The sequence below is a fragment of the Bradyrhizobium elkanii USDA 76 genome (genome assembly GCF_023278185.1).
Classification (GTDB): Bacteria; Pseudomonadota; Alphaproteobacteria; order Rhizobiales; family Xanthobacteraceae; genus Bradyrhizobium; species Bradyrhizobium elkanii.
Map to the genome: position 1 here is coordinate 5,270,002 of NZ_CP066356.1, position 25,976 is coordinate 5,295,977.

The window sequence follows — 25,976 nt, forward strand, 5'->3', positions numbered from 1 at the left end:
CCCACAAGCCGAGCGCCGCGCAACACGCCATGCGGCTTTGCATTGCTGGCATCGTCCATTCATCCGAAATGCCGCTCCTGCCGCGAGGCTGACGTATCCCGATGCTGACGTGACTGAAACGTTGGGTTGCCGCAAATCGACCAGAAAGCACCCCTACCCGGGCCGGCGATCCAGCAAGGAACCGAGTCGCTTGGGCAGGAAACTGAAATACGCGGCAGCGGCGATCGTTGCCGTCGCCGCCGCAATCTACCTCAACAACACCAGCCTTCTCGCAACGCATGCCGGCGGCAAGCCGGTGCTGCTCGCCCATCGCGGCATGGCGCAGCGTTTCGACGAGCGCGACCTCAGGAACGACACCTGCACCGCGGCGCGCATGCTGCCGCCAAGCCATGACTATCTCGAGAACACGATCCGCTCGATGCGGGCGAGCTTCGATCGCGGCGCCGATATCGTCGAGCTCGACGTCCATCCGACGACCGACGGCGAGTTCGCCGTGTTTCACGACTGGACCGTCGATTGCCGCACCGACGGCCAGGGCGTCACCCGCGAACAGCCGATGGCGCGGCTGAAGATGCTCGATATCGGCTTTGGCTACACCGCCGATGGCGGCAAGACCTTTCCGTTCCGCGGCAAGGGCATCGGCCTGATGCCGTCGCTCGACGAGGTGCTGAAGACCTTTCCGGATCGCCGGCTCCTGATCAACGTCAAGAGCCGCGATCCCGCCGAGGGCGAGAAGCTCGCAACGGTCTTGAACCGGCTGCCCACCTCACGGCGCAAGCTGATCATGGTCTATGGCGGCGACGAGCCCATCGAAGCGATCCGGCGTCTTGCGCCGGAGACGCGGACGATCTCGCGCGCGACGATCAAGAGCTGCCTCGTGGGCTACCTCGGCTATGGCTGGACCGGCATCGTGCCTGACGCCTGCCGCAACGCCATCGTGCTGGTGCCGATCAACTACGCGCCGTGGCTCTGGGGCTGGCCGGACCGTTTCCTCAACCGGATGGCCGCGGCCAACAGCGCGGTCTTCGTGCTCGGGCCTTATCAGGGCGGCGAATTCTCGACCGGGGTCGACGATGCCGAGCAATTCCGGCGCCTGCCGAAAAATTATTCCGGCGGAATCTGGACCAACGAAATCGAGACCATCGCCCGGCTCACCGGCCGTTAGACGAGGCCCGCTCCTCTTGTCATCTCGTCGTCATAGAAATCATGCGACTGAAGCGGCTCGTCGCATCGAGGACAACGCTATGAACGCACCGAACCTGACCCGCCCCAAGCTTGCCGAGACCGTCATCGAACCGACGGTCAAGCTGCGCGAGGTCGAGGTCGGACGTTGCTGCGAGGTGCTCGGCGACACCGCGATCGAATACACCGAGCTCGGCGATTACTCCTACCTCGGCAGCGGCTGCATGGTCGCCGACGCCGTGATCGGCCGCTTCTGCGCGATCGCGGCGCAGGTCCGCATCGGTGCGCCCAATCACCCGGTCGAGCGTCCCTCCCAGCACCGCTTCACCTACTGCCCCGAATATTACTCGGCCTCTGCCGAGCGCGATCACGGCTTCTTCAGCGATCGGCGCGCGGACCGTGTCGTGATCGGAAACGACGTCTGGATCGGCCATGGCGTGATCGTGCTGCCCGGCGTCACCGTCGGAGACGGCGCGGTGCTGGCGGCCGGCGCGGTGGTCTCGCGCGACGTCGCCCCATACACCATCGTCGGCGGCGTGCCGGCCCGGCCGATCAAGGAGCGGTTCAACCGCAAGATCGCGGCCGAGCTGTCGCAGATCGCCTGGTGGAACTGGCCGGCCGAGACCATCTGGGAGCGCCTGCCCGAGTTCCAGTCAGGTGATGTCGAGGCGTTTTGCGCGCGGTGGCGAGCTTGAGCTAGCTCCGCAGTCCCGGCGCTTCCTGGCCGGTGCGCGCGACATACTCAGTGTAGCCGCCGCCATATTGGTGGATGCCGTCAGGCGTCAGCTCCAGCACGCGGTTGGAGAGCGCGGCGAGGAAGTGCCGGTCGTGCGAGACGAACAGCATCGTGCCCTCGAACTCGGCGAGCGCTGATATCAGCATTGCCTTGGTGGCGAGATCGAGATGGTTGGTCGGCTCGTCCAGCACCAGGAAGTTCGGCGGATCGAACAGCATCTTGGCCATCACCAGCCGCGCCTTCTCGCCGCCCGACAGCACCCGGCACTTCTTTTCGACATCGTCACCGGAGAAGCCGAAGCAGCCGGCGAGCGCGCGAAGGCTGCCCTGTCCGGCCTGCGGAAACGCGTCCTCCAGCGACTGGAACACGGTGCGCTCGCCGGCGAGCAGGTCCATCGCATGCTGGGCGAAATAGCCCATCTTGACGCTGCCGCCGACCGCGACCGCGCCGTCATCGGGCTCGGTTGAACCGGCGACCAGCTTCAGGAGCGTCGACTTGCCGGCACCGTTGATGCCCATCACGCACCAACGCTCCTTGCGACGGATCATGAAGTCGAGGCCGTCATAGATGCGCTTGCTGCCATAGGCCTTGTGGACGTTCTTCAGGCTGACGACGTCCTCGCCGGAGCGCGGCGCCGGCTGGAATTCGAACGCCACGGTCTGCCGCCGCCGCGGCGGTTCGACCCGCTCGATCTTGTCGAGCTTCTTCACCCGGCTCTGCACCTGGGCGGCGTGCGAGGCGCGCGCCTTGAAGCGCTCGATGAACTTGATCTCCTTGGCGAGCATCGCCTGCTGCCGCTCGAACTGCGCCTGCTGCTGCTTGTCGGAGAGCGCGCGCTGCTGTTCGTAGAACTCGTAATTGCCGGAATAGGTGGTGAGCTGGCCGGCGTCGATCTCGACCACCTTGTTGATGATCCGGTTGATGAACTCGCGGTCATGCGAGGTCATCAGCAGCGCGCCTTCATAACCCTTCAGGAACTGCTCGAGCCAGATCAGGCTTTCGAGATCGAGATGGTTGCTCGGTTCGTCGAGCAGCATGACGTCCGGACGCATCAAGAGGATGCGCGCCAGCGCCACCCGCATCTTCCAGCCGCCGGAGAGTTTGCCGACGTCGCCGTCCATCATCTCCTGGCTGAAGCCGAGACCCGCCAGCGCTTCGCGTGCGCGGCCGTCGAGCGCGTAGCCGTCGAGCTCCTCGAATTGATGCTGCACCTCGCCATAGCGCGCGATGATGTCGTCCATCTCGTCGGCCTTGTCGGGGTCGGCCATCGCAGCCTCGAGTTCCCTGAGCTCGGCCGCGACCACGCTGACGGGCCCTGCCCCATCCATCACCTCGGCGACCGCGCTGCGGCCGGACATCTCGCCGACGTCCTGGCTGAAATAGCCGACCGAAATGCCGCGATCGAGCGAGACCTGGCCCTCGTCCGGGATTTCCCGGCCCGAGATCATCCGGAACAGCGTGGTCTTGCCGGCGCCGTTCGGCCCGACGAGGCCGATCTTCTCGCCCTTCTGGAGCGCCGCGGAGGCTTCGATGAAGAGGATCTGGTGACCGACTTGCTTGGAGACGTTATCGAGGCGGATCATGCTCTAATACTGGGGAACTGAGGGTTTGCGGCCTCTTATTCGATCTGGGACGTGGGTGGAAGCCCATTCCGCAGGTTCGTGCCGCGTTTCGTGCATGCCACGATCCTTGCCGATCGAATATGACATGAAGCGGTTCGATGATCGGTTTTGGGGCATCTTATGCAAGTCTGGTTTCTCTATCTGCTCGCGCTCGGCGCCGGCATCTGCGTCGCCGTTCAGCAGGTCCTGAACGGCAATCTCAGGTCCGCCCTCAACTCGCCGGCCTGGGCCGGGCTCGTCAGCTATCTCGGCGGGCTCGTGACGATGGCGGTCGTGCTGGTCGCGACGCGCGAGCCGGTGCCGTCCTGGAAGCTGGTGACGGCGGTGCCGTGGTGGGCCTGGAGCGGCGGCGTCCTCGGCGGCATCTTCATCCTGCTGATGATCCTGCTGCTGCCGCCGCTCGGCGCCGCGACCCTGCTGGCACTGGTGGTTGCGGGTCAAATGCTCGCGGGCATCGCGATGGACCATTTTGGCCTGTTCGGGCTGGCGCAGCACCCTGTGTCGGTTTCACGGCTGGCCGGCATCGCGCTGATCATCGGCGGCGTGCTTCTGATCAAGGATTGACGGGCTCTAGTTACGCCCGGCGCATCAGCCGCAGTTCGGCGGACAGGCGAAGGCTGCGCTTGCCGGCCAGCGCGATGCCTTCGAGCTCGGCACCGTCCGCACGGCACGAACCGGCGAAGCCGATGCCGACTTCATAACCGCCGAACACCGGGTACTCGCCCTTCGCCGGCGTATGCTCCTGGTTGACGATCTCGCCCCGCCAGCGGCCATCCGCGGACGAATACGAGCCGAGATAGTAGAAGAACGCGTCGCCGCCGAGGATGCGGCCGTCCATCAGCAACATGACCCCGGTGAGCCCGGCGTCGACACCGTCGAGCGCGCGGAGATGGATAGAGTACAGTCCGTTGACGATGCCGCCGGGACCGACCGCCCCGCGCGGCGGCAAGGCCTCGTCGTCGAGCGGCGCCAAATTCGCCCAGAACACGCCGTCCGGCATGGCGTCGGCCTTGCCCTCGAGCAGGATGGTGGAACCCTCGCGCCTGCCGCGCACCTTGATGACGGTGACGTCGGCGCCCATCAGCGGCTTGAAGTTCGGATCGTCATTGTGGCGCTCGGTGATCACCTCGGCGGCGATCTCGCCTTCCGTCACCTGATAGGTGCCGAGATGGGCAAAGGCCGAATTGCCGCCCAGCATCTTGCCGTCATGCATGCACATGATGCTGCGGCCGAATGCGCCGTTGATGCCGTACTCGACCTTGTAAAGTCCGTTGAGCACGCAAAAATCCAAAAATTAAAATTGATTCTGTTCGCCACATAGCACCGGGCCGGACGCCGCACCATTGCGTCTTTTGGCGCAGGCAACCCCGCAATGTCCGGGTGTGGACAGCAGCCGATTCGTCGCTTAGCTGTAGGCACCGTCCGCGTCGTGCTGCGTCACGCGGGATCCGGTCTGCCGGTTCTCTACTCTCCCAGTTCATTGTGTCCAAGCATTTGCGCATTCCGCCAATGGTCGCGCGGCCGCACCCGGCCTCGACACAGGCGAGGCTTCGAGGAGCATCACATGATCAATCGCTTTGGGCTGGCCGTCGCGCTGGCGCTGCTGCTCGGCAGCAGCAGCACAGCCCCGGCCCAGTCGCTGCCCGACTATATGGGGCCGATCTCCGGTAAGACCTCATCAACGCCGGCCGACGTCGCGACCAAGGACGTGCTCGCGCTCAACACCGGCATGTTCGAGCTCTATGGCGATGCGGCGCGGATCTTCCAGAAGAACATCCTCGACAAGCATCCGGTGATCCTCGGCCTGTTCTCCGGCGCCGGCGGCCGTCTGATCCTGTACCGGCCGGGCAAGCCGCCGACCGAAGCGCCGCAGGTGCCGATCGTCTATCAGCTGCTCAAGTCGGTCGGCCACAGCACGATGGCGCTGGCCGAGGTGGTCGGTCCCTATGTCAACAATCCCGACGACAAGGCATGGCGCGGGTCGATGCAGGCCTATCGCAGCCGGATGCAGTCGGCGCTCGACGGGCTCGATGCCACGCCGATGCAGGCGGACTGGCGCGACAACAACCGCGCCATCCTCAAGAACAACATCGCCTTCATGGATGAATGCCTCACCGCCGGCGCCATCCCCTTCGCGACGCTCGAGGCGTTCGGCAAGAAGCAGGCGCCGCTGCTCGCCAAGAACGTCGCCTGGGCTGCGCAGACCCAGGTCGCGCACTGGATGACGGTCATGGCCGACTGGAAGAGCCAGCTCGGCGCCGACTGGGACAAGACCTACGGCGCGAGCAACACGATCTATGTGGCACGGCAGAACAACGTGATCTTCAGCGTGCTGGCGCAGTTCTTCGGGCCCGACGCCATCAACAGCCGCCTGATGCTGATCGAGACGATCTCCTTCACCACGACGCCGTCGGACATGCTGGAGTCGCTGACCCGGATCATCGCGGACCGCTCGGTCGGCGCGCTGTTCTTCGGCAGCTACCATCTGATGGACTATGAGCTGATGGGGGGCGATGCGCGCGAGTCGATCATCGCCGAGACCAAGAAGCGCGGCATGACGGCCTTCCTGCCGCCGCTGGTGCCGTTCGGTTCCAAGCAGTGGCCGACGCTGATCACGCCGGGTCCGGGACCGGCCACCATCGCCGACCTGAAGTGAGGCCCCCCTTACGACCTTATGCGGCGTTGCGGTTGCGCTTGCTTTGCCGCAATACGTCCGCGTGTATTGCACCAATTGTTAAACCCCGGCGCGATATGCCGTCGTCGAGGTGTCGATGAAAGATCAGACCATGCGGCCTTCGCGACGCGAATTCGTGAAGTGGTTGTCGGCAGGCGGCATCTCGGTCAGCCTGTCGCATCTGGCGCTGGCGAAGGAACCAGCTTTCGCGAGCCGCGAGACGCTGCCCGGGCGCGGCCATTTCAATCCGGCGGAAAACGGCGCCGGCCGTGTCGACGGCGTGGCCAAGGTCACCGGCGCAAAGCTCTACGCCTCTGATTTTCGCGCCGCCGACATGCCGGGCTGGCCCGCGACCACCGCGCACGCCATCCTGGTGCGCGCCGATGACGCGATGCACGTCTATGCCGGCATGGACCTCGTCCGACTCGATGGTCCGGCAAAGCCGTCGGTTATCGTGACCGCTGCCGATCTCGACCGGATCGGCACGCGGGTTCCGGAATTCTACACCGGCGACCTGTTCTGCCCGGTCGGCAAGACGCCGCTCTATCTCGGGCAGCCGGTCGCGCTGTTGATCTTCGAGCAGTTCGACGCTTTCGACCGCGCGCGCCTCGCGCTGCGCGATGGCGGCTTCGTCAAATTCGGCGACGAGACCGGGCCGGTCGTCCTGCCGAACTACGGCGCGTATCGCTTCACGCGCGTGGCGGGCGCCACGCCTGACGCGCCCGACGTCTATTCGCCGATCCAGGCCGGCTGGGTTTCGCCGAGTCGCATCCAGAACGCGGCGCTGCCGGTCTGGTTGCCGCTCGCCAAGGAAACCAAGGCCGACTACGCCAAGGCCGCGACCCATGGCGAAGCGATCCGCGCCCAGCTCGCCAAGGACGATCCGACACAGCTCGTGCTCGACCGCGAGTTCGAGACCCAGTCGGTCGATCCGATGTTCCTCGAGCCGGAGAGCGGGCTCGCCTGGTACAGCGACAACAGCGGCAATCTCGAACTTGTGCTCGGCGTGCAGTCGCCCTATGAGGCGACCGAGTCGATCGCCTTCATGCTCGGCAAGGCCCGCCCGCCGTTCCGGCCCTCGCACATCAACGCGCAATTCGCCCATGTCGGCGGCGGCTTCGGCGGCCGCGACCATACCCCGTTCGTGCTTTACGTGGCGCTGGCGGCGATGTTCTTCCCGGGCCGGCCGGTGCGGCTGGCGCAGGACCGCTACCAGCAGTTCCAGGGCGGCATCAAACGCCACCCGATCAAGATGCGCTCGCGGATCGGCATCGATCGCGCGAGCGGCAAGATCACCGCATTCGTCGCCGACCATGTGCTCGACGGCGGCGGGCTCGCCAACTTCTCGGCCAATGTCGCGGTCGTTGCCGCGACCGCCGCGATCGGCATCTACGACATCCCCAAGGTCGACGTCACCACCGTGGCGCTGCATTCGCGCGGCGTCCCCGCAGGCTCGATGCGCGGCTACGGCACGCTGCAGACCATGACCGCGCTCGAAGTCCTGATCGACGAGGCGGCGAGCGAGCTCAAGGTCGATCCGATCGCGTTCCGGCGCAACAATGCGCTGAAGCAGAACGGCCGGACCATGACCGGCAATCCCTACATCGTATCGGTGCGCACGCCCGACATCCTCGACAAGCTCGAGACGCATCCGATCTGGCGGCAGCGCGCCGACTTCAGGCGAAAGGCGCCGGAGGGACGCCTGGTCGGCACCGGCGTCGCCTGCGTCACCAAGGATTACGGCTCGGGCGCGGATTGCTCGCTCGGCCGGGTCGAGATCAATGCCGAGGGACGGATCGCGATCCACTGCGACCACGTCGAGATGGGCAATGGCGTCGGCACCGCGCTCGCCAACCGGGTCGCGAGCCATCTCGGCGCCGTCGCCGATGAGGTCGCGGTCTCTCGGGTCGACAGCTATGACGCACTCGGCCTCGTCACCTCGGGCGATCCCTACACGATGGATCAGAAGACCCAGGATCTCGCCGAGAGGAACCCGCGCTGGGTGCCCGCGATCAGCTCGGCGACCAGTGCGTCGATCGGCGCCCATGTCGGCACGCACTCGTCGGCCGAGGCGGCGCGCGTCATCTTCCGCTTCGGCCTGTGGCCGGCGGCGCTCGAGCTCTGGCACATCGCCAAGGCCGATCCCCGCGCCCGCCGGTGGGACAAGGCGCACTGGAAGGATGGCCAGTTGGTGCTCGACGATCTCGCACCGCTGCCCTTGCCAAAGCTTGCCGCGACCGCGCATGCGCGCGGCTTCGTCACCGGCGCCATCGCGCACAGCTTCTCGCGCTGGGCCTGGTCGCGCGCGCGCTTCCCTCTGTTCGGCGAACAGTACCGCGCCGAGATCGACACGCTCGCTGTTCGTCGTGGCCGGAACCAATTCGAGCGGATCGACCGAACAAGCGTGAAATTCCCGCCAACCGACAACAACCGGATCGGCACCGCCTACACCTCGATGTGCGGCACGCTGGTCCGCGTCGAGATCGAGCGCGCGACCGGCAGCTTGCGCATCGCCAAGGCCTACAGCGTGTTCGAATGCGGCCGGGCGCTGGTGCCTGAAGTGGTGCTCGGCCAGTCGCATGGCGGGTTCGCGATGGGCGTCGGCTACGCGCTGCTGGAAACCCTGCCCCCGTTCGAAGGCGGGCCCGGCAACGGGCAGTGGAATCTCGGCCAGTACCTGATCGCGCGCGGCTCCGACCTGCCGCTGCACGATCTCGAGATCGAGATGCTGCCGCCAATGACGCCGGACGAGCCGCCGAAGGGCATGGCCGAGGTGGTGATGATCCCGATCGTGCCGGCGCTGCTCAACGCCATCAACGATGCGACCGGCCACCGCTTCCGCTCGCTGCCGGTGACAACAAGCCTGCTCAAGGGAGCGCTGGCGTGACGACGCTCAACCTTACCATCAACGGCCAGAAGCACGGCCCGATCGAGGTCCGCGACGACCTCTCGATGAACGATTTCCTTCGGGAAATGCTCGGGATGACCGGCACCAAGTTCGGCTGCGGCGCCGCGCAATGCCTGAGCTGTGCCGTCATCATCGATAATCCCGACGGCACGAGCTACACCACCCCGACCTGCGTGGTGCCGGCCGCGAATTTCGACGGCAAGGCGATCCGCACCGTCGAGGGCCACGCCAGGGACGGCGAACTCTCGGCGTTGCAGCGCGCCTTCATCGACCACTTCGCGTTCCAGTGCGGCTATTGCACCGCCGGTTTCCTCAACGAGGGCCAGGTGCTGCTCGAACGGCTGGCGAAGACGCCGGTGACGCGGGACCAGCTCGAGAGCGTCATTGCGGATGCGCTCGACGGCCATCTGTGCCGTTGCACCGGCTACATCAAGTATCACCAGGCGGTGCGCGACGTGATCCTCGCCGATTCCAAACGCTACCTGACCGCCAGCAAGTGAGCGCGCAAGCAATGCCATCGGACACGCGGTTTCGGATCGTTGCAGTGCTGACGGCGCTCGCGACCAGCCTGTGCGCCGGCTACGCGGCGTCGGAGAGCGCGGACCACGCCCTCGCCTCGCCGGAAAGCTTTGCCGGCATCGGGAACGTCGAGCAGCGCTCGGCGGCGATCTTCACCGAGCTCGGCAAGGTCCTGACGCATCCGCGCTGCACCAACTGCCATCCAGCCGGCGACAGCCCGCGGCAGGGCGATGTCAGCCGCATGCATCAGCCGCCGGTGACGCGCGGTGCGGACGGCCACGGCAAGGACGCCATGCGCTGCTCGATCTGTCACCAGCACGCCAATTTCGATCCCGGTCGCGTGCCGGGCCACCCGGAATGGCACCTTGCGCCGCGCGAGATGGCATGGGCCGGCAAGACCGTCGGCGAGATTTGCGCACAGATCCGCGACCCCGCGCGCAATGGCGGCCGCAAGGTCGAGGAGCTGGTCGAGCATATCGGCAAGGACACGCTGGTGGGCTGGGCCTGGCATCCCGGCTTCGGCCGCGCACCGGCACCGGGCACGCAAGCGCAGGCCGGCGCACTGGTCGAGGCCTGGGTGAAAACCGGCGCGGCCTGCCCGCCTCCGTAACGACGCAGCGTCCGAACTAAAGCATGATCCGGAAAAGTGATCCTGCTCAAACAAAGAGCTAAAGCGCGATGACGATTTACCCAAATCTCATCGCGCTTTAGTGGCGCTTGAAATACTGCACGTCGCGCTCGTGCTTCTCCGCCGCCGCGCGCGACTTGAAAGTGCCGAGATTGCGGCGCTTGCCGGTCTTCGGATTGACCTTGCGGGAATAGAGGCGGTACTCGCCGGAACGCAGTTTGCGGATCATGACATCGCCTCGCCAATGCCTTTCGCATGTCAACGACATGCCGCGGCGAGCGTTCCAGTTTGATTAGAAGCAGAGATTGGTCACGGGATTGCCGCGCTTGTCCTTGATGACATAGGGACAGCGGGCCCGCTCCAGCGCCTTCTTGGCATCCTCGTCGCCGAGCGCGGCCGCCCGCTCGTAATAGGCCTTTGCGGCATCGCTATCCTTCGGCCCGCCGCGGCCGGCTTGCGCGAAGGCGCCCATCCGCTCCAGCGCGCCGGGATGGTTCTGCGCGGCGGCCTTCTCGAACAGCGCCCGCGCGGCGGCATCGTCCTGCGCGCCGCCCTTGCCTTCGGCCAGCATCATGCCGAGCTGGTACTGCGCTTCGGCATTGGTCTCGGCGGACTTGCCAAGCAATTCGCGCGCGCGTGCCGGATCAGCCGCTGCGCCGCCGCCGAGCGCGGCGAGATTGCTGACGCCGCGCGCGTTGCCGGCCTGCGCCGCGCGCTCGAACAATTTGCGCGCCTGCGCCTCGTCCCTGGCGAAGCCGGTGCCGTTACCGTAGAGCACCCCGAGCTCGACCATCGCCGATGTCGAGCCCTTGTCGGCCGCCTTGCGCCACGCGCTTGCGGCTTCCGCCGTCTGCCGATTGGCGGCATAGGCCCGGCCGAGCTCGTACATCGCGCGGCGCGACGATCTTGCGGCCACCGCGCAGTACTTGATCGCGGTCGCGATGTCGGCCGACGCGATGTCGGGCACGCCCTTCACGTCGGCCGGCTTGTCGGGATCGGTGGGATCGGCGGCAAGCCGGTCGCACAGCACGAGGTCGGCCGATTGAGCGTGGGCAAGCACGGGCGCGGCCAGCGCCACAGCAAAGACAATCGCGTGAAGTGGTTTGCACATGACCAGCAGAGTGCGTCGCGGTGCGGGCGAATTCAAGGCTCGAGCCCGGTCTCGCGCAGCACCGGCGCGACTTCAGCCGACGACAGATAGCGCAGCAGATGATCAGCGGCCGCTGCGCGCTGCGACGCTGCCACGCGGCCGGCGGAGAACACCGCCGGGGTCTGCAAATCCAGCGGAATCGGCCCGACGACCTCGATGCCCTCGATCTGCTTCAACTCGCTGATCTGCTGGATCGCCAGATCGGCGTCGCCGCTGACGAGCTTCTCCGCGGTGAAGCCGCTCGGAATGATCACCGCCCGCGCGTTGATCGCCTCCACAATGCCGAGACGCTCGATCAACTGGGCGAACAGGATGCCGCTGGCGCCGAGCCGCGAATAGGCCACCGCCCGCGCACCGAGCAGCGCCGCACGCAGCGCGGCTTCGGTTGCGATGTCGGGATGCGCGGCCCCCGCCTTCACCGCGACGCCGACATAGGAGCGCGCAAGATCGACAGCACTTTGGCGCGCAACGCGGCCCTCGCCGATCATCTGGTCGAGGCCCTCGCGGGTCAGGATCACGAGGTCGGCGCCCTCGCCGCCGCGCAGGCGTTCGAGCAGTGCCAGCGTCGGGGCGAAATCGGCGTCGATCGCAACGCCGCTCGCCGCCTGATAGGCGGCGGCAAGCCGCGCGACCGCGCCCTTCAGCGCCAGCGTCGAAAGCACGCGAACCGAATTGCCCATATGCCTATGCCCGGCGCATCAGCTTGAGCGCGGCCGTGAGCCGCAGGCTGCGCTTGCCGGCAAGCGCGGTCGCCTCCAGCACGGCGCCCTCGGCGTCGCAGGTGCCGGCAAAGCCGATACCGACCTCGTGGCCGCCAAAGATCGGATTCTCGCCCATCGCCGATGTGTGCTCCTGATTGAGGATCTGGCCCTTCCAGCGGCCTTTCTCGGAGGTGTAGGTGCCGAGATAGTAGAAGAACGCGTCGCCGCCGAGGATGCGGCCGTTGTTCAGCAGCATCACGCCGGTGAGGCCACCGTCGACCCCGTCGAGCACGCGGATGTGGATCGAATAGAGACCGTTGATAACACCGCCCTCGCCGACCCCGCCGGCGATCGGGATGTCCTCCTTGGTGATCGGCGTCATCACCGACTGGAACGGCACGCCGGGCAACTCCTTCAGTTCGCCCTTGAAGCGATAGAGTTCACCGTCCGGCCGGCCTTTGGCAATCAGCGTGGCGTCATCGGTACCGGCCATCGCGCGGTAATTCGGATCCGGGTTGTGGCGGACGGTCTGGATCTCGACTGCGACCTCGTCGCCGGCTTTCTGGTAGGTGCCGATATGGGCGAACGCCGAATTGCCGCCGAGCATCTTGCCGTCGCCGACATACATCACGCTGCGGCCGACGGCGCCGCCGAGTTCGAACCGGACCTTGTAAAATCCCTCAAACAAGCGCCGTGTCCCCGGCAGCCAAGATGTACCCGTTGTCTAGCGCGGTTCATAACGCAGCGAAACCGGTTTCGGCGGGAGGCGGCCTGCAAAGGGTATCGCTAAATAGCGAAGGTCCGCCAAGGCTGTCGCCGTGGCGGACCCGATTTGCGGTACCGGATGACTCCATCCGGGTCCGATAGCAGCTTAAGCCGCAGCCTTCGCTCCGGTCGGAACCTCGGAGATCGTCTTCAGGATCTGCGAAGCGATCTGGTAGGGGTCGCCTTGCGAGTTCGGGCGGCGGTCTTCCAGATAGCCCTTGTAGCCGTTGTTGACGAACGAGTGCGGCACACGGATCGAGGCGCCACGGTCAGCCACGCCGTAGCTGAACTTGTTCCAGGGCGCGGTCTCGTGCTTGCCGGTCAGGCGCTTGTCGTTGTCCGGGCCGTAGACGGCGATGTGATCCATCAGGTTCTTCTCGAAGGCTCCCATCAGCTTCTCGAAGTATTCCTTGCCGCCGACTTCGCGCATGTACTTGGTCGAGAAGTTGGCGTGCATGCCCGAGCCGTTCCAGTCGGTGTCGCCGAGCGGCTTGCAATGGAATTCGATGTCGATGCCGTAGCTCTCGGTGAGACGCAGCATCAGGTAGCGAGCCATCCACATCTGGTCAGCGGCGGTCTTGGAGCCCTTGCCGAAGATCTGGAATTCCCACTGGCCCTTCGCCACTTCGGCGTTGATGCCTTCGTGGTTGATGCCGGCGGCGAGGCAGAGATTGAGATGCTCCTCCACGATCTTGCGGGCAACGCTGCCGACGTTCTTGTAACCGACGCCGGTGTAGTACGGGCCCTGCGGCGCCGGATAACCCTCTTCCGGGAAGCCGAGCGGGCGGCCGTCCTTGTAGAAGAAGTATTCCTGCTCGAAGCCGAACCAGGCGCCGTCGTCGTCCAGGATGGTGGCGCGCTTGTTGGACGGATGCGGGGTCTTGCCGTCGGGCATCATGACTTCGCACATCACCAGCACGCCGTTCTCGCGCGCGGCGTCGGGATAGCAGGCGACCGGCTTCAGCACGCAGTCAGAGCTGTGGCCTTCAGCCTGCTGGGTGGACGAACCGTCAAAGCCCCACAGCGGAAGCTGTTCGAGGGTCGGGAACGACGCGAATTCCTTGATCTGCGTCTTACCGCGCAGGCTCGGCGTCGGCGTATATCCGTCGAGCCAGATATACTCGAGCTTGTACTTGGTCATTGAACCTCTCTGTTGATGATGCAAAACCGTGAGGAACCGAAAGCCAGTCGGCCGCCGCACGCGTACCCGGCCACCATCGGCCGGCTCATACTAAGCAATTAAAATGCCAGTCGCTGCACTGCGGCGCCCGCCCGGTCGCGGATGTCCACAGCGGACATCGCATTTTTTTCTGCGACATAGCAGCGCGGCTGGCATGCGCCGCGGTCAGTCAAAATCTTCTCCCAGCGCCCTCCGCCGCCCGTTTCTGCAGCAAATTCGGCTACGGCATCGCCTGCCGCTTAATGCGGCGGCAGCACTATGTGACAGTTCGTGTCCAACGGTCGGGCGCCCTGCAACCACCGCGACGGCTCAAGCGTTGGTCAGCTGCATCCTGCCTCACAGAAAGCAAACCCGAACTTGCCTATGAATTGGTCAAATCATGACTATTTCTTGGTCACTTGCACCCCGCCAAGCCCGGGCCGATATCGAAAGCACGGTAACCACACGCGAATGAGTCGGGCGCACCATGGAGGCTCGCTCCGGCCAAAGGAGACTTTGACATGATCACCACGGGCCAACACCAAGGACCGATCCAAGGATCGGCAACGATCTATCAATTCCCGGCAGGGGGCCGCGCGGCTCTCGGCGGACGCCGCTACGGCGAGACGCGGGCCGCGCTCGAACTCGCCGCTGAAGTCGAGACCGCGGCCTGCAGCGAGAGCTGGTACCATCAGGCGGCGATCGACGACGCCAAGCCGGGCCGCGATCACTGATGTCGACGCGATCGAGGGGCGCGACGCAAAAACGTCAGACAGCAGAACAATAACAAGGGTCGGAACGCGAGCGTTTCGGCCCTTTTTTCATGCCAGCTCGCAGGCCGTCGCCGGCCGCCTCGCATGCCGGAGCCTGGCAAGCCCGGTCCGGCTGATCTCAAGCGTGACCCCGCCACCCCTGTAGCGTGTGCCCGTCAGCGACAGGCGCTTCTTCAGCGTCACCGCCTTGCCGTCGAGTTGCAGATGCGCGCGCGTATCTCCGTTGAAGAACCCGGCAATGAACTGCGTGCCGTCAGCGCAATGATAATTCCGGAAGGCGGACTGCGCCGACACGTTCGAGGAACCAAAGAGCTCGAAAAGAATTGCGCCGATGACAATGGCGCCCCCGCGATAAGCCATATTCTCCCCCTGACCGGCCGGTTATAGACCTGTCTGCGCCACTATTCCTGCGCCAAGACCTCATCAGCCGCAACAGGCCCGCCCGATGTCCGAAGCCCCTGCCCGTCACCTCAATCTCGCCGGCGCCAGCAATTTTCGCGACCTTGGCGGCTACCAGACGCGCGACGGGCGGACGGTGCGCTGGCGCCAGATCTTCCGCTCCAACCATCTTGCGCATCTCACCGAGCAGGACGTCGCCGTGGTGCGCTCGCTCGGGGTTAAAAGCGCGTTCGATTTTCGCGGCGTCGCCGAGCGCGCCGAGGCGCTGTGCGGCATGAGCGACGTCACCGTGCATTCGCTCCCCGTCGAGCCGACCGTGGTGGCGTCGCTGCGCGCGATCGCCAGCAGCCGTCAGCTCTCGGAAGCCGATGCAATCGATGTGATGCGGGATTCCTACCGGGGCTATGTGCACGACAACACCGCGCGCTACCGCACGCTGTTTGCCCATCTATTGGAGGACCGCGCGCCGCTCGTGATCCACTGCACCGCCGGCAAGGACCGCACCGGCTTTGCCTGCGCGCTGATCCTGCACGCGCTCGGCGTGTCCGAGCAGGTGATCGCGGACGACTATCTCCTGACCAACCAGTTCTACAAGCGCGACCCGGCCCACAGCACCGAGTTGCCCGATGATGTCAAGCAGGTGCTCGGCACGGTGCGCGCGGCGTTTCTGGAGGCTGCATTCGAGGCGATCGATGCCGATTACGGCAGCCTCGACGGTTACTTCCGTGAAGGCCTCGGGCTCGGCCAGGCCGAGCGCAAGGCGCTTGAAGGCCGCTACCTGCAGGCCTGATCCGTTCGCGCGACAGCGTTTTCGAGCGAAGTGGATATCGGTTCGCTTGAAGAAACGCGACCAAGCCGAAAAGCTCAGGCCGCTGCGGCCTCGAGCTCGAGCTCCGCGTCGAGGTCGGCAATCACATCCTCGAACGCCGAGATCGCCTGCTGGATGGCCGCGATCTGCATCAATTCCCAGCTGCCCACTGGTCCGTTGCGGTTTTGCAGTGCCACCACGAGATCGCGCCGCTGCTCCTTAAGCTGAACGAGCGGTAAACCGTGATCCGGAAGATTTCCCATTCGCATAACCCCTACCTTGGCTGGAGCTCAGCTTCTAAGGAAAGGGTTCTGCAAACGACTTACGGAAGTGCTGCAAATTTTATCCAACCAGCCTTACCCCGTAGTCTTACGTAGTCGGCGTCACGTGATGGCCTCCGGCTTCAATGCGTCGTCGATCGCGCCGAACAGCGACTGGGTCACGCAATTGGTCGCCCACTCGCTGGTGTGAAGCTGTCCGCCATCGTCGAGCTCGCCAAGCGGAATCCCGTCATCGGTCCAGCGCTTCATCAGCGCGAAGCGGCTGAACAGATTCACCTTCTTGCTTGAAGTCACTTCGGCGATCATCGGCATGATCACATTGGCGAGATTGAGCGCAGCTTCCGTCCCGACGATCGCCTGGGTGTACTGGGAATCCATCACGACGACGTCAAGCGGAAGCGCTGCGAGCACGTCGAGCCCGGCCTCCAGCGCGGCGTGCACCTCGGCGGGATTGTAGCTCTTGTAGACGGCGTTGGTGCCGACCTGCCAGATCACCAGCACCGGCGCCTCAGCCGTCACGTCGGACTCGATGCGCGAATACTCCTCCGGCGCTTCCTGGCCGCCGATCCCCCGGTTGATCACGTCGATCATCCGGCCGAAGAAGCGTTGCCGCAGCAGCATCTCGAGCCGCGGCGGGAACGGCAGGATGTTGTCGGCGCCCGCGGTCGACGACGATCCCAGCGCCACCAGTTTGACCTTGCGCTGATGCCGCAGCGCATCCGCGAAGTGCGGCAGCTTATGTCCGAACCTGACGAGATCGAGATGGGCTTCGCACGGTCTGGGTGTCGGCATCGCAAACATCCTTGAGGCGAATGAATTGATGAATGCGCGCAGTAGGCGGCGAAATTGGCGGCATTGCAAATGAATTCCGCCTGATCATAGTGGGCAGTCGTTTGCTCGCGAATGCGGAGACCGCCATGCACGGAAAAGCCATCGTCATCACGGGCGCCCTCGGCGCGCTTGGCAAGGTGGTCGCCACAGAGGCGCTGGCGCGCGGCGCGCGCGTCGCCGGCATCGATCACGCTGCATCCACGCTTGCGGCGACGGCCGACCATATCGAGCTGGGCGGTGTCGACCTTACCGACACCGCGCAGGCGACCGCCGCGATCGACAAGGCGGCCGGGCATTTCGGCCGGCTCGACGGGCTGATCAACATCGCCGGCGGCTTTACCTTCGAGGCGGTCAGCGACGGCGACCCGGCGACCTGGCAGCGCATGTATGCGATGAACGTGATGACGGCGCTCAACACCTCGCGCGCCGCCATCCCGCATCTCACCAAGTCGGGCGCCGGGCGGATCATCAATATCGGCGCACTCGGCGCCTTGCAGGCCGCCTCCGGCATGGGTCCCTACGCCGCCTCGAAGGCCGGCGTGCACCGCCTGACGGAGTCGCTCGCCGCGGAACTGAAGGGCAAGGTCACGGTCAACGCGGTGCTGCCCTCGATCATCGACACCGCCGCCAACCGCGCCGCGATGCCGAAAGCCGACATCTCCAAATGGGTGACGCCGAAGGAGCTCGCCGACGTGATCCTGTTCCTCGCCAGCGATGCCGCGAGCGCCGTCACCGGCGCGCTGCTGCCGGTGAACGGGCGGGTTTAGTCCGCAACCAGTAGCCGCAGCTTCGACCGGAAACGGATGCTCTGCTTGCCGGCGAGCGCCATGCCGTCACCCTCGGCGGTCTGGTCGGTGTAGGTGCCGGTAAATCCGATCGTGACCACCTTGCGTTCCCATACCGGGCGCTCGCCATAGGTCGGCGAATGCTCCTCGTTGGTGACCTCGCCCTTCCACTTGCCATCGGCTGCGGTGTAGCTGCCGTAGGCAAAGAAAAACGAGTCGCCGCCGCGCATCTGTCCGTCGCGCAGCACCATGACGCCCTGGTTGCCGCCAGAGACGCCGTCGAGAAATTCGACGGTGATGTGATAGAGCCCGTTCCGGATCATGAGCTGCGCCTGGTCCCGGTTCCGACAATAGCCGTTCGGCCGCGCCTTGGGCAAATTTCATCCGCCTCGGCGAGCGCAATTCCGCGCTATGCTGACGCACCGAGTCGCGGCCGGATGCCGCAGGAGCCTGCCTGTTGGAAACCGCGCTTTATCTGCCCGTCAAAAGCTTCCTGGAAAAGCTCGGCTTCACCGTGAAGGGCGAGATTGGCGGCTGCGATCTCGTGGCGCTGAGCGGCGACGATCCACCGGTCGTCGTGATCGGCGAGCTCAAGCTCGCCTTCAATCTCGAACTGATCCTGCAGGCGGTCGATCGCGCCGGCGCCGCCGACGAGGTGTGGATCGCGGCCAAGGTGTCGGCCCGAGGCAAGGGCCGCGAGAGCGACGCGCGCTATCGCAATCTGTGCCGGCGGCTCGGCTTTGGCATGCTCGGCGTGACCGATCGCGGCGACGTCGAGGTGCTGGTGCCGCCGCCGACCGCGGCGCCCCGCCGCAATCCGAAGAAACGTTCACGGCTGATCACCGAGCACCGGAAACGCAAGGGCGATCCCGCGATGGGCGGATCGACGCGGGCGCCGATCATGACCGCCTACCGGCAGCAGGCGCTGGCCTGCGCCTCGGCGCTGTCGGTTGGGCCGCGGCGGGTGCGCGACCTGCGGGCCGACATTCCCGACGCCGGCAAGATCCTGCTGCATAATGTCTATGGCTGGTTCGATCGCGCCGAGCGCGGCATCTATGTGCTGACCGATGCCGGCCGCGCCGCGCTGAAGCGCTGGCCGCAGCAACAGATGAGTGCATCCGGGGCAGAAGCCACCCCGTAGAGCATGATCCGGAGAAGTGCGAAGCGGCTTTCCGAGAAGATCATGCCCAAACAAGAACCTAAAGCGCGATGATGACTTGGCTTCATCGCGCATTGGAGGGGATATCATGATCGTCGTCACCGGCAGCGTCACTGCCCGCCCCGACTCGTTCGACGAGGTGCGGCGCTTGAGCCTCGAGCATGTCCATCGCTCGCGCACCGAGCCCGGCTGCATCTCGCATGCGGTCCATGTCGACTGCGAGAATCCGCTCAGGCTGATGTTCTTCGAGCAATGGGCCGACCGCGCCGCGCTGGCCGCGCATTTCGCGGTCCCTGCGTCACGCGACTTCGTCCGCTCGCTGCAATCTCTCGCGGCCGCGGCGACCACCATCGAACTTTATGACGCTCACAAGATTGAGAGACTCTAGCTGCATGGCTGGATTGCCATCTCACATTCATATTGCAATGCAACATTGGGGACCTTACGTATCTCCCGCGATTCAATGATGAGGCGGCGATGAGCGGAGACTGGAATACCAAGTATGGCACCCGGCGCGTGCGGCATGATCCGCCGACGTTGGAAGAAGCAATCTTCGCTGCCATCGGCATCACCGATGACGTGGAGGCCCAGGCCGAAATCGCGTCGGCCCTGATGGGGCTGCCCTATGACGATGTGCTCGCCGAGGTGAAGAAAACCGCGCGCGTCAGTGCCCGCACCGGCACGGCAACCCGCGTCATCGCCGGCGAACAGGGCGCGCAGCGTTCCGTCGTGGTCGAGCGCCGCGTGGTTCGCCGCTTTGCGACCGACAAGCGCACCGGCACCTGAGAAACACCATCCAATTGCTGAAAGAAGAAGGGCAATCCATTGAATGGATTGCCCTTCTTGGTTTGACGTGAGATTTTTGTTGGACGCGTTTCCTTGACGCGAACCGGTTTCCGCTTCGCTTGGAGACGCTACCGGCTCAGGCCGCCCGACCCCAGCCGGAGATCTGCATCACCATGCGCCAATAGGCCCGGTTCATGTCGACGATCGCGCGTGCAGCCTCAACCGGCGTCACCGCGGCGACAGCCGGCACCGGTTCGGGCTGCTGCTGCTCGGTCAGGTCGATGCTGCCGGTCGACTCCCCATGACGGAAGGTCAGCTGGGCACCGAACTTGGTAGCGAGCGCCCGCATCGCATCGTTCTGCGCGCCGGTGGTGATGCGCAGGCTGCCGTAGCCCTTGGCATGCGCCTCGGCGATCAGCTTGCGGAACAGGGTGCTGCCGACGCCCTTCCGCCGCGCCGACCGCTCGACGCTGAAGGCGATCTCGGGCTGGACATCCGGAGACTGCTCCGGGGGATGCAATTCGGCCGCGCCGCGGACCACGCCGTCCTCGAAATAGGCGATGATGACGGTGCCGTCATTGGCGCAGCGCTCGGCGTAGCGGCGGATGAAACTGTCGTCGATGAAGCCATGAAAACGATCATGACGGCTGGTGCGATCCAGCCGCAGCAGGTGATCGCGCAGCAGCGGAAGCTCTTCCTGCTGGCTCAACGTCCGCACGGTGCCCTTGGCGGACGTCGAGCGAATGGAATCATAGTTCATTTCATAACTCCTCTTGGTAGCCCTCGAGGAGGCGTCGAGTCCCTAGCAGCTGCTATATTGTGCGCCGCACCATAAAATTCAAGTACTCAGATTCATTTAAGTAAACAATGCTGTGATTGGAAAATCACAGCATCACCCCATTATAATACCAGTTGCGTCTGGGTCACCACCGCGACCAGCTTGCCGTCTTCGGTCTCCAGCCTGGTCTGCCAAACCTGGGTCCGCCGCCCCCGGTGAACCGGTGTCGCGGTCGCAATCACGGTCGTCCCCTCCTTGGCCCCGCCAATGAAGTTGGTCTTGCTCTCCAGCGTCGTGGTGCCCTTGGCGCCCTCAGGCAGGTTGATCACGGTGGCTGCGGCGCCGACCGAGTCGGCGAAGGCCATCACCGCGCCGCCGTGGATGGTGTTTCGGAGGGTGCAGAGGTCCGGCCGCACCAGCATTGTCGCGACCACGCGGTCCTGGCCGGCCTCGGTGAAGGTGACGCCCTTTAGTTCCGCAAACGGCATCTTCATCGACTGGATCTTCTCGAGCGGCGTCATGGTCACTCCCTGCTTCGCGCGGTCTTTTTCAAGATTGGTGCGGGCATGATGGAATGCCTGACGGGACCGGGCAATGACCTCCGAGGTAATGGTACGGATGACGTCATGGCCGCCGTGACAATCCCTGGCGAGTCTGCCTACCGTCAGCGATGCGCGACTTCCCTCCCCGTCGGATCGTCTGCCTGACCGAAGAGACGGTCGAGACGCTGTACCTGCTTGGCGAGCAGGACCGCATCGTCGGCGTCTCCGGCTACGCGGTGCGGCCGCCGCAGGTCCGCCGCGAGAAGCCGCGGGTGTCGGCGTTCATCTCAGCCGACATTCCAAAAATCCTGGCGCTTGACCCGGATCTGGTGCTCGCCTTCTCCGATCTGCAGGCCGATATCGTCGGCGATCTCGTGCGCGCCGGCGTTGCCGTCCATGTCTTCAATCAGCGCGATGTCGCAGGCATCCTTGCGATGATCCGCACTTTGGGCGCGATGGTCGGCGCAACCGATCGCGCCGGGCAGCTCGCACAAAGCCTCGCGCAACGGCTGGCCGCGGTCGCCGCAACGCCGCGTCCGGCACCGCAGCCAAAAGTCTATTTCGAGGAATGGGACGATCCGCTGATCAGCGGCATCGGCTGGGTGTCCGAACTGATCGAGATCGCCGGCGGCACCGATGCGCTGCCGCATCTGCGTGCGCACAAGGCGGCCAAGGATCGCATCGTCACGCCTGACGCAGTGCGTGCGGCGATGCCCGACGTGATCCTCGCGTCCTGGTGCGGCAAGAAGGTCGTGCCCGACCGCATCCGCAAGCGTGAGGGCTGGAGCGACATCCCGGCGGTGCGCAACGACCGCATCGTCGAGATCAAGTCGCCGATCATTTTGCAGCCCGGCCCCGCGGCGTTGACCGATGGGCTCGATGCGATCGTGAAGGCGTTGTGGCCGGGGCATTGACCCTTCCAGCGTCGTCCCGGCGAAGGCCGGGACCCATACTCCGCGGCTAATGTTGTGATCGGGACTCGTCGTAGCAGCGCTGCTCATCAACCGAGATTCGTGGTTATGGATCCCGGCTTTCGCCGGGACGACAGCGAATTTGTTGCGCAATCACGCACAAGACTATGATTGCAATGGCATAGGGAGAACGAAGCTACGCCTTCTCCACGCCGCACCATTCCGCGATGAACAGCGCCATCGCCTTGGTCGCTTTCCGCAGCGACTCCAGCTCGACATATTCGTTGAAGCCGTGCATCGCGGCGCCGGTGGCGCCGAAGCAAAGGCTCGGGATGTCGTGGTTCAAGCCGTAGAAGCGCGTGTCGGTCAGCGCGGTGAAGGCGCGGTCTTCCACCGCGCCGCCATACACGACCCCGTGCGCCTTGGCGAAGGCAGCTTCCGGTGCCTCGGAGTTCACCAGTTCGTAGCCTTCCGACAGGAAGCCCGACCATTCGACCTGCGGCGGATTGTTGGAGAGGAAGCGATGATCGCGCGCCGCCGCCGACACGCACGCCAGAATCTCCTTCTGGCACTCGGCGATCGACCAGCCCGGCAAGACCGCGATGCGGCAGTCGACGTCGCACCAGGCGGGCACGCTGGAGGCCCAGTCGCCGCCCTTGATGATGCCCGGATTGAAATTGATCGGGTGATTGACGTCCTTGAAATGGCGGTCGGCCTTGGCGCGCTCGTTCCAGGCGATCTCGAGCTTCTCCAGCGCATGCACCAGATGATACGCCGCCATGATCGCGTTCGAGCCCGCGCCGGCCTCGAACACATGCACCGGGAAACCGCGCACCTTCAGGCGGAACCAGATCACGCCGACCTGCGAGCGGATCATCTTGCCGTTGGTGGGCTCCGGGATGAAGCAGGCATCGGCGCGATAGCCGCGCTGCAAGGTCGAAAGCGCGCCGACGCCGGTGCTCTCCTCCTCGATCACGGACTGGAAGTGAATCCGTGCCGTCGGCTTCAACCCGGCCTTCCCGATCGCATCCAGCGCATAGAGCGCGGCGATGGTGCCGGACTTCATGTCGCAGGCGCCGCGGCCATACATCCTGCCGTCCTTGATGACGGGCGAGAACGGCGGCGTCTCCCACATCTCGAGCGGACCGGTTGGCACCACGTCGCAGTGGCCCTGCAGGATCAGCGATTTGCCGGCATTGGTGTCCGGGCGGTAGGTGCCGACCACCGTGCGCGCCTTCGAAAAATCATGCTCGATCGGGCCGAAGCCGCGCAAATCCCTGAGCTCGTCGGGATTGATGTGCCAGTCGTCGACCTCGTAGCCGCGCTCGCGCAGGAGATCGCCGATCATGTCCTGGCACGGCCCCTCGGCGCCGCGGGTCGAGGGGATCGCGACAAAGGCCTGCGTCGTCGCAAGCTGCGCATCGAATCCCTCGTCAACGGCGCTCAGGATTCGTTGTTGCGTCTCGGCAGTCATGCTTTGGCTCCATCGGGAAAACAGATCAGGCGGGAGCCGCAACGTAGCCCGATTTCACTCCGCCTTGTATTGCGCAAAATAGGCATCCCGCAATGCATCTTCGAGCAGCCGGCCTTCCGAATAGCCATCGAGCGTCTTCGGCCGCGTCACGCCGTCGAGCAGCCGCGGACACGGCTCGGGCGCGCCGAGCACGGTGCGCACCGGAATGCGCTCGGCATAGATCGGCAACTCGTAATCCTCGTCATCGTCGGCGACGCCCTTGGCGCGAATTTTTGCCGAAGCCTCCTCGATCTCCATCGCGATGAACGAGGTCGCCTTGATCTCCTGCTTGTTGCTGGCACGCAGGCTCGCGGTGCGCTCGGGAAAGAAGCGGTCGACCATCGCGACGATCGCGCGTTCCTTCTCTGCCGGGTCGGTGACGAGATAGGCTGACCCGAACGCCATCACCGCGCGATAGTCGGCCGAGTGGTTGAAGCCGCAGCGCGCCAGCACCAGGCTGTCGAGATGGGCGACCGTCAGGCACACGCGTTGCCCTTCGGACTGGTTCTCCAGCATGCGGCTCGCGCTCGAGCCGTGCCAGTAGAGCCTGGTGCCCTCGCGCCAGAAGAACGTCGGCGTGCAATAGGGCTGGCCGTCGATCACGTAGGAGACGTGGCACAGCATCGAGGCGTCGAGGATCTTGTGCACGGTGACGTGGTCGTAGAAGCCGCGGTCGTGGCGGCGCTTCACCCGGTTGCGGGACGACATGGGGTAGGACGGAGCGGATGCGCCTTCGGTCACGGTGAGCCTTTCGAAATCTGGAATCTGTCCAGAGTTGTAGCGGCTCATTTGGTCTGCGATAGTGCCAATTCCATGCGAAAAATTCCGACCAATTCCCGGGAGCCCGCGGCGCGCAAGGCCGAGCTGCCGCTTGACCTCGGCGGTCCGCACGTGACGCCCGGCGCGGCCTCGCAGCAGCGGCTGTATCAGGCGCTGTGCCACGCGATCGTCGGCGGCCTCGTCAAGCCGGGCGAGCCGCTGCCGCCGTCGCGCGCGCTCGCCAGGCAGACCGGCTTCCGCCGCAACGCCGTCACCACGGCCTATGAGCGGCTGATCGCCGACGGCTTTGCGGTGGCAACCACGGGCTCCGGCACCTTCGTCGCGGCGCGCATTCCGGCCCGGGCCGCCGCGCCGCGCCGCGCAAGGATCGCGATCGAGCCGCCACAGCACAACGCGCTGTCGCTCGGCTGCACGCATATCGATGAGCGCGCGCTGCAGCGCTTCCGGGCCTTTGCCGGCCGCAGGCTGCGCGCCTTCGGGTCCGAGCATCTGCATTACGGCGATCCCCGCGGCAGCAGCGAATTGCGCGCGGCGATATCGGACCATCTGCTGTCGGCGCGCGGGCTGCGCTGCGACCCCGACCAGATCATGCTGGCCTCGGGCACGCTGCATGCCCTGCGCATCGTGCTCGGGGCGATCCTCAAGCCCGGCGACCAGGTCTGGTGCGAAGACCCCGGCTATCCGGCGGCGCGGCGCGCGATCGAGCATTGCGGCTATCGTCCGGTGTCGGTGCCGGTCGACATGTCGGGCATGCGCATCGACAAGGGCCGCGCATCCGCGCCGCAAGCGCGCGCCGCCTATGTCACGCCCTCGCACCAGTTTCCGCTCGGCGTGCAGATGTCGATGCCGCGCCGGCTCGAGCTGCTCGACTGGGCACGGGACGCCGGCGCCTTCGTGTTCGAAGACGATTACGACAGCGAGTTCCGCTACGACGGCGCGCCGCTTCTGTCGCTCGCCGGCATCGATCATCTCCGCCGCGTGATCTACATGGGCACGTTCGCCAAGACGCTGTTTCCGGGATTGCGGATCGGCTATTGCGCCCTGCCCGAAGCCTTGATCGGTCCGGTGACGGCGGCGCGCGCCGCGCTCGACCGCTTTCCCGCCACGTTGATGGAAGGCGCGGTCGCCGACATGCTGAACTCCGGCGCCTTCGCGGCGAACTTGCGCAAATCGCGCAAGCTCTACCGTGAGGCGCGCGACGTCCTGGCGTCGACGCTTGCCAATGCCTCGGAGGGCGAGCTCACGGTTCCCGTGCCCTCGCAGGGCCTGCACCTCGTGGCGCGGCTCGATCCCGCGACCGATCCGCTGATTGCCGCTCAGGCAAAGGCGGCCGCCGGCGTCGGCGGCTGGCTGCTCGCCGAGACCTATCATCGCGCGCGCCCATTGCCCGGCTTCGTGCTGGGATTTTCCGGTCACCCGGTTCCGCAACTCGTCGCGTCGGCGGAACGACTGGCGAAGACAACGCTCGCCGCGCTGCGCGCGACGCGCAAGATATCGGTCAAACCATCCGCCAAGCCGCAGCGCTCTAGGAGAATCGCAGCCACCTGACTAAGGTCGCGCGCGTTCAGTCAGAGCCTTCCGTTCCG

The 25,976-nt window shown here is 65.4% G+C and carries 30 protein-coding genes; 15 read left to right on the forward strand and 15 right to left on the reverse strand.

Annotation, left to right across the window (positions count from 1 at the left end; genetic code table 11):
* The first annotated feature begins 190 nt into the window (after positions 1–190).
* Both JEY66_RS25690 and JEY66_RS25695 read left to right on the forward strand, forming a co-directional pair.
* Positions 191–1,165: a glycerophosphodiester phosphodiesterase family protein gene (locus JEY66_RS25690; protein ID WP_018271350.1), complete on the forward strand. Its 975-nt coding sequence runs from the start codon at positions 191–193 to the stop codon at positions 1,163–1,165.
* A gap of 79 nt (positions 1,166–1,244) precedes the next feature.
* Positions 1,245–1,877, forward strand: a complete 633-nt coding sequence (locus JEY66_RS25695; protein ID WP_018271349.1) for a DapH/DapD/GlmU-related protein — start codon at positions 1,245–1,247, stop codon at positions 1,875–1,877.
* Between the two features lies 1 nt (position 1,878).
* Here JEY66_RS25695 and JEY66_RS25700 read toward each other — a convergent pair whose 3' ends face one another.
* On the reverse strand, positions 1,879–3,501 hold the full coding sequence (locus JEY66_RS25700) for an ABC-F family ATP-binding cassette domain-containing protein (protein ID WP_018271348.1): 1,623 nt from the start codon (positions 3,499–3,501) through the stop codon (positions 1,879–1,881).
* Positions 3,502–3,660: 159 nt separating this feature from the next.
* Here JEY66_RS25700 and JEY66_RS25705 point away from each other — a divergent pair, with 159 nt between their 5' ends.
* Positions 3,661–4,104 carry a DMT family transporter gene (locus JEY66_RS25705; RefSeq protein WP_016843015.1) on the forward strand — a complete coding sequence of 148 codons (444 nt, stop codon included), beginning with the start codon at positions 3,661–3,663 and terminating at the stop codon, positions 4,102–4,104.
* Between the two features lie 10 nt (positions 4,105–4,114).
* Here JEY66_RS25705 and JEY66_RS25710 read toward each other — a convergent pair whose 3' ends face one another.
* A complete protein-coding gene (locus JEY66_RS25710; protein ID WP_018271347.1) occupies positions 4,115–4,819 on the reverse strand; it encodes a GrlR family regulatory protein in 705 nt (234 codons plus the stop codon).
* Between the two features lie 285 nt (positions 4,820–5,104).
* Here JEY66_RS25710 and JEY66_RS25715 point away from each other — a divergent pair, with 285 nt between their 5' ends.
* From JEY66_RS25715 to JEY66_RS25730, 4 genes are all read left to right on the forward strand, one after another.
* The gene (locus JEY66_RS25715) at positions 5,105–6,196 is read left to right on the forward strand and encodes a hypothetical protein (protein ID WP_018271346.1); all 1,092 of its coding nucleotides are present in this window, start codon (positions 5,105–5,107) and stop codon (positions 6,194–6,196) included.
* Between the two features lie 130 nt (positions 6,197–6,326).
* Positions 6,327–9,101, forward strand: a complete 2,775-nt coding sequence (locus tag JEY66_RS25720; RefSeq protein WP_026192699.1) for a xanthine dehydrogenase family protein molybdopterin-binding subunit — start codon at positions 6,327–6,329, stop codon at positions 9,099–9,101.
* On the forward strand, positions 9,098–9,622 hold the full coding sequence (locus JEY66_RS25725) for a (2Fe-2S)-binding protein (protein WP_018271344.1): 525 nt from the start codon (positions 9,098–9,100) through the stop codon (positions 9,620–9,622). Before JEY66_RS25720 ends, JEY66_RS25725 begins: the two co-directional genes overlap by 4 nt.
* Before the next feature lie 11 nt (positions 9,623–9,633).
* Entirely contained in the window at positions 9,634–10,251 is a 618-nt protein-coding gene (locus JEY66_RS25730) for a hypothetical protein (protein WP_026192698.1), read from the forward strand.
* 97 nt (positions 10,252–10,348) lie between these two features.
* Here JEY66_RS25730 and JEY66_RS25735 read toward each other — a convergent pair whose 3' ends face one another.
* From JEY66_RS25735 to JEY66_RS25755, 5 genes are all read right to left on the reverse strand, one after another.
* Positions 10,349–10,498, reverse strand: a complete 150-nt coding sequence (locus JEY66_RS25735) for a hypothetical protein (protein WP_016843021.1) — start codon at positions 10,496–10,498, stop codon at positions 10,349–10,351.
* Between the two features lie 63 nt (positions 10,499–10,561).
* Entirely contained in the window at positions 10,562–11,380 is an 819-nt protein-coding gene (locus tag JEY66_RS25740; RefSeq protein ID WP_026192697.1) for a tetratricopeptide repeat protein, read from the reverse strand.
* Positions 11,381–11,412: 32 nt separating this feature from the next.
* Positions 11,413–12,099, reverse strand: a complete 687-nt coding sequence (locus JEY66_RS25745) for a substrate-binding domain-containing protein (RefSeq protein WP_018271341.1) — start codon at positions 12,097–12,099, stop codon at positions 11,413–11,415.
* A 4-nt stretch (positions 12,100–12,103) separates the two neighbouring features.
* Positions 12,104–12,808 carry a hypothetical protein gene (locus tag JEY66_RS25750; protein WP_018271340.1) on the reverse strand — a complete coding sequence of 235 codons (705 nt, stop codon included), beginning with the start codon at positions 12,806–12,808 and terminating at the stop codon, positions 12,104–12,106.
* Positions 12,809–12,991: 183 nt separating this feature from the next.
* A complete protein-coding gene (locus JEY66_RS25755) occupies positions 12,992–14,026 on the reverse strand; it encodes a glutamine synthetase beta-grasp domain-containing protein (RefSeq protein WP_016843026.1) in 1,035 nt (344 codons plus the stop codon).
* 539 nt (positions 14,027–14,565) lie between these two features.
* Here JEY66_RS25755 and JEY66_RS25760 point away from each other — a divergent pair.
* The gene (locus tag JEY66_RS25760; protein ID WP_018271339.1) at positions 14,566–14,778 is read left to right on the forward strand and encodes a DUF2735 domain-containing protein; all 213 of its coding nucleotides are present in this window, start codon (positions 14,566–14,568) and stop codon (positions 14,776–14,778) included.
* A gap of 87 nt (positions 14,779–14,865) precedes the next feature.
* On the opposite strand, the gene JEY66_RS25765 is transcribed toward JEY66_RS25760, so the two are convergent.
* Positions 14,866–15,177, reverse strand: a complete 312-nt coding sequence (locus JEY66_RS25765) for an MliC family protein (RefSeq protein WP_018271338.1) — start codon at positions 15,175–15,177, stop codon at positions 14,866–14,868.
* Positions 15,178–15,262: 85 nt separating this feature from the next.
* Here JEY66_RS25765 and JEY66_RS25770 point away from each other — a divergent pair, with 85 nt between their 5' ends.
* Positions 15,263–16,006, forward strand: a complete 744-nt coding sequence (locus JEY66_RS25770; protein WP_018271337.1) for a tyrosine-protein phosphatase — start codon at positions 15,263–15,265, stop codon at positions 16,004–16,006.
* A gap of 74 nt (positions 16,007–16,080) precedes the next feature.
* Here JEY66_RS25770 and JEY66_RS25775 read toward each other — a convergent pair whose 3' ends face one another.
* Positions 16,081–16,287, reverse strand: coding sequence for a hypothetical protein (locus JEY66_RS25775; protein ID WP_038375209.1), 207 nt, complete (start codon positions 16,285–16,287; stop codon positions 16,081–16,083).
* A gap of 120 nt (positions 16,288–16,407) precedes the next feature.
* A complete protein-coding gene (locus JEY66_RS25780; protein WP_026192694.1) occupies positions 16,408–17,097 on the reverse strand; it encodes an SGNH/GDSL hydrolase family protein in 690 nt (229 codons plus the stop codon).
* A 125-nt stretch (positions 17,098–17,222) separates the two neighbouring features.
* Here JEY66_RS25780 and fabG point away from each other — a divergent pair, with 125 nt between their 5' ends.
* Positions 17,223–17,903 carry a 3-oxoacyl-ACP reductase FabG gene (fabG, locus tag JEY66_RS25785; RefSeq protein WP_026192693.1) on the forward strand — a complete coding sequence of 227 codons (681 nt, stop codon included), beginning with the start codon at positions 17,223–17,225 and terminating at the stop codon, positions 17,901–17,903.
* On the opposite strand, the gene JEY66_RS25790 is transcribed toward fabG, so the two are convergent.
* Positions 17,900–18,244 carry a GrlR family regulatory protein gene (locus tag JEY66_RS25790; protein ID WP_035634127.1) on the reverse strand — a complete coding sequence of 115 codons (345 nt, stop codon included), beginning with the start codon at positions 18,242–18,244 and terminating at the stop codon, positions 17,900–17,902. The two genes, fabG and JEY66_RS25790, sit on opposite strands and share 4 nt — an antisense overlap.
* A 134-nt stretch (positions 18,245–18,378) precedes the next feature.
* Here JEY66_RS25790 and JEY66_RS25795 point away from each other — a divergent pair, with 134 nt between their 5' ends.
* The 3 genes from JEY66_RS25795 (at position 18,379) to JEY66_RS25805 (ending at position 19,866) form a co-directional block, all read left to right on the forward strand.
* Positions 18,379–19,062, forward strand: a complete 684-nt coding sequence (locus JEY66_RS25795; protein WP_018271333.1) for a DUF2161 domain-containing phosphodiesterase — start codon at positions 18,379–18,381, stop codon at positions 19,060–19,062.
* Positions 19,063–19,168: 106 nt separating this feature from the next.
* Positions 19,169–19,468: a putative quinol monooxygenase gene (locus JEY66_RS25800; RefSeq protein WP_018271332.1), complete on the forward strand. Its 300-nt coding sequence runs from the start codon at positions 19,169–19,171 to the stop codon at positions 19,466–19,468.
* An 89-nt stretch (positions 19,469–19,557) separates the two neighbouring features.
* The gene (locus tag JEY66_RS25805; protein ID WP_016843036.1) at positions 19,558–19,866 is read left to right on the forward strand and encodes a hypothetical protein; all 309 of its coding nucleotides are present in this window, start codon (positions 19,558–19,560) and stop codon (positions 19,864–19,866) included.
* Between the two features lie 136 nt (positions 19,867–20,002).
* Here the strand turns inward: JEY66_RS25805 and JEY66_RS25810 are convergent, their stop codons facing one another.
* Together JEY66_RS25810 and JEY66_RS25815 are read right to left on the reverse strand one after the other, a co-directional pair.
* Positions 20,003–20,626 carry a GNAT family N-acetyltransferase gene (locus JEY66_RS25810; protein ID WP_016843037.1) on the reverse strand — a complete coding sequence of 208 codons (624 nt, stop codon included), beginning with the start codon at positions 20,624–20,626 and terminating at the stop codon, positions 20,003–20,005.
* 140 nt (positions 20,627–20,766) lie between these two features.
* Positions 20,767–21,165, reverse strand: coding sequence for a PaaI family thioesterase (locus JEY66_RS25815; protein WP_018271331.1), 399 nt, complete (start codon positions 21,163–21,165; stop codon positions 20,767–20,769).
* Between the two features lie 149 nt (positions 21,166–21,314).
* Between JEY66_RS25815 and JEY66_RS25820 the strand changes: the two genes are divergently transcribed.
* The gene (locus JEY66_RS25820) at positions 21,315–22,100 is read left to right on the forward strand and encodes a cobalamin-binding protein (RefSeq protein WP_018271330.1); all 786 of its coding nucleotides are present in this window, start codon (positions 21,315–21,317) and stop codon (positions 22,098–22,100) included.
* Between the two features lie 193 nt (positions 22,101–22,293).
* Here the strand turns inward: JEY66_RS25820 and JEY66_RS25825 are convergent, their stop codons facing one another.
* Both JEY66_RS25825 and JEY66_RS25830 read right to left on the reverse strand, forming a co-directional pair.
* Positions 22,294–23,571 carry an ArgE/DapE family deacylase gene (locus tag JEY66_RS25825; protein WP_018271329.1) on the reverse strand — a complete coding sequence of 426 codons (1,278 nt, stop codon included), beginning with the start codon at positions 23,569–23,571 and terminating at the stop codon, positions 22,294–22,296.
* A gap of 54 nt (positions 23,572–23,625) precedes the next feature.
* Positions 23,626–24,318 carry a pyridoxamine 5'-phosphate oxidase family protein gene (locus tag JEY66_RS25830; protein ID WP_370143909.1) on the reverse strand — a complete coding sequence of 231 codons (693 nt, stop codon included), beginning with the start codon at positions 24,316–24,318 and terminating at the stop codon, positions 23,626–23,628.
* A 105-nt stretch (positions 24,319–24,423) separates the two neighbouring features.
* On the opposite strand from JEY66_RS25830, the gene pdxR reads away from it, so the two are divergent.
* Positions 24,424–25,938, forward strand: a complete 1,515-nt coding sequence (pdxR, locus tag JEY66_RS25835; RefSeq protein ID WP_018271327.1) for a MocR-like pyridoxine biosynthesis transcription factor PdxR — start codon at positions 24,424–24,426, stop codon at positions 25,936–25,938.
* The last annotated feature ends 38 nt before the right edge of the window (positions 25,939–25,976 follow it).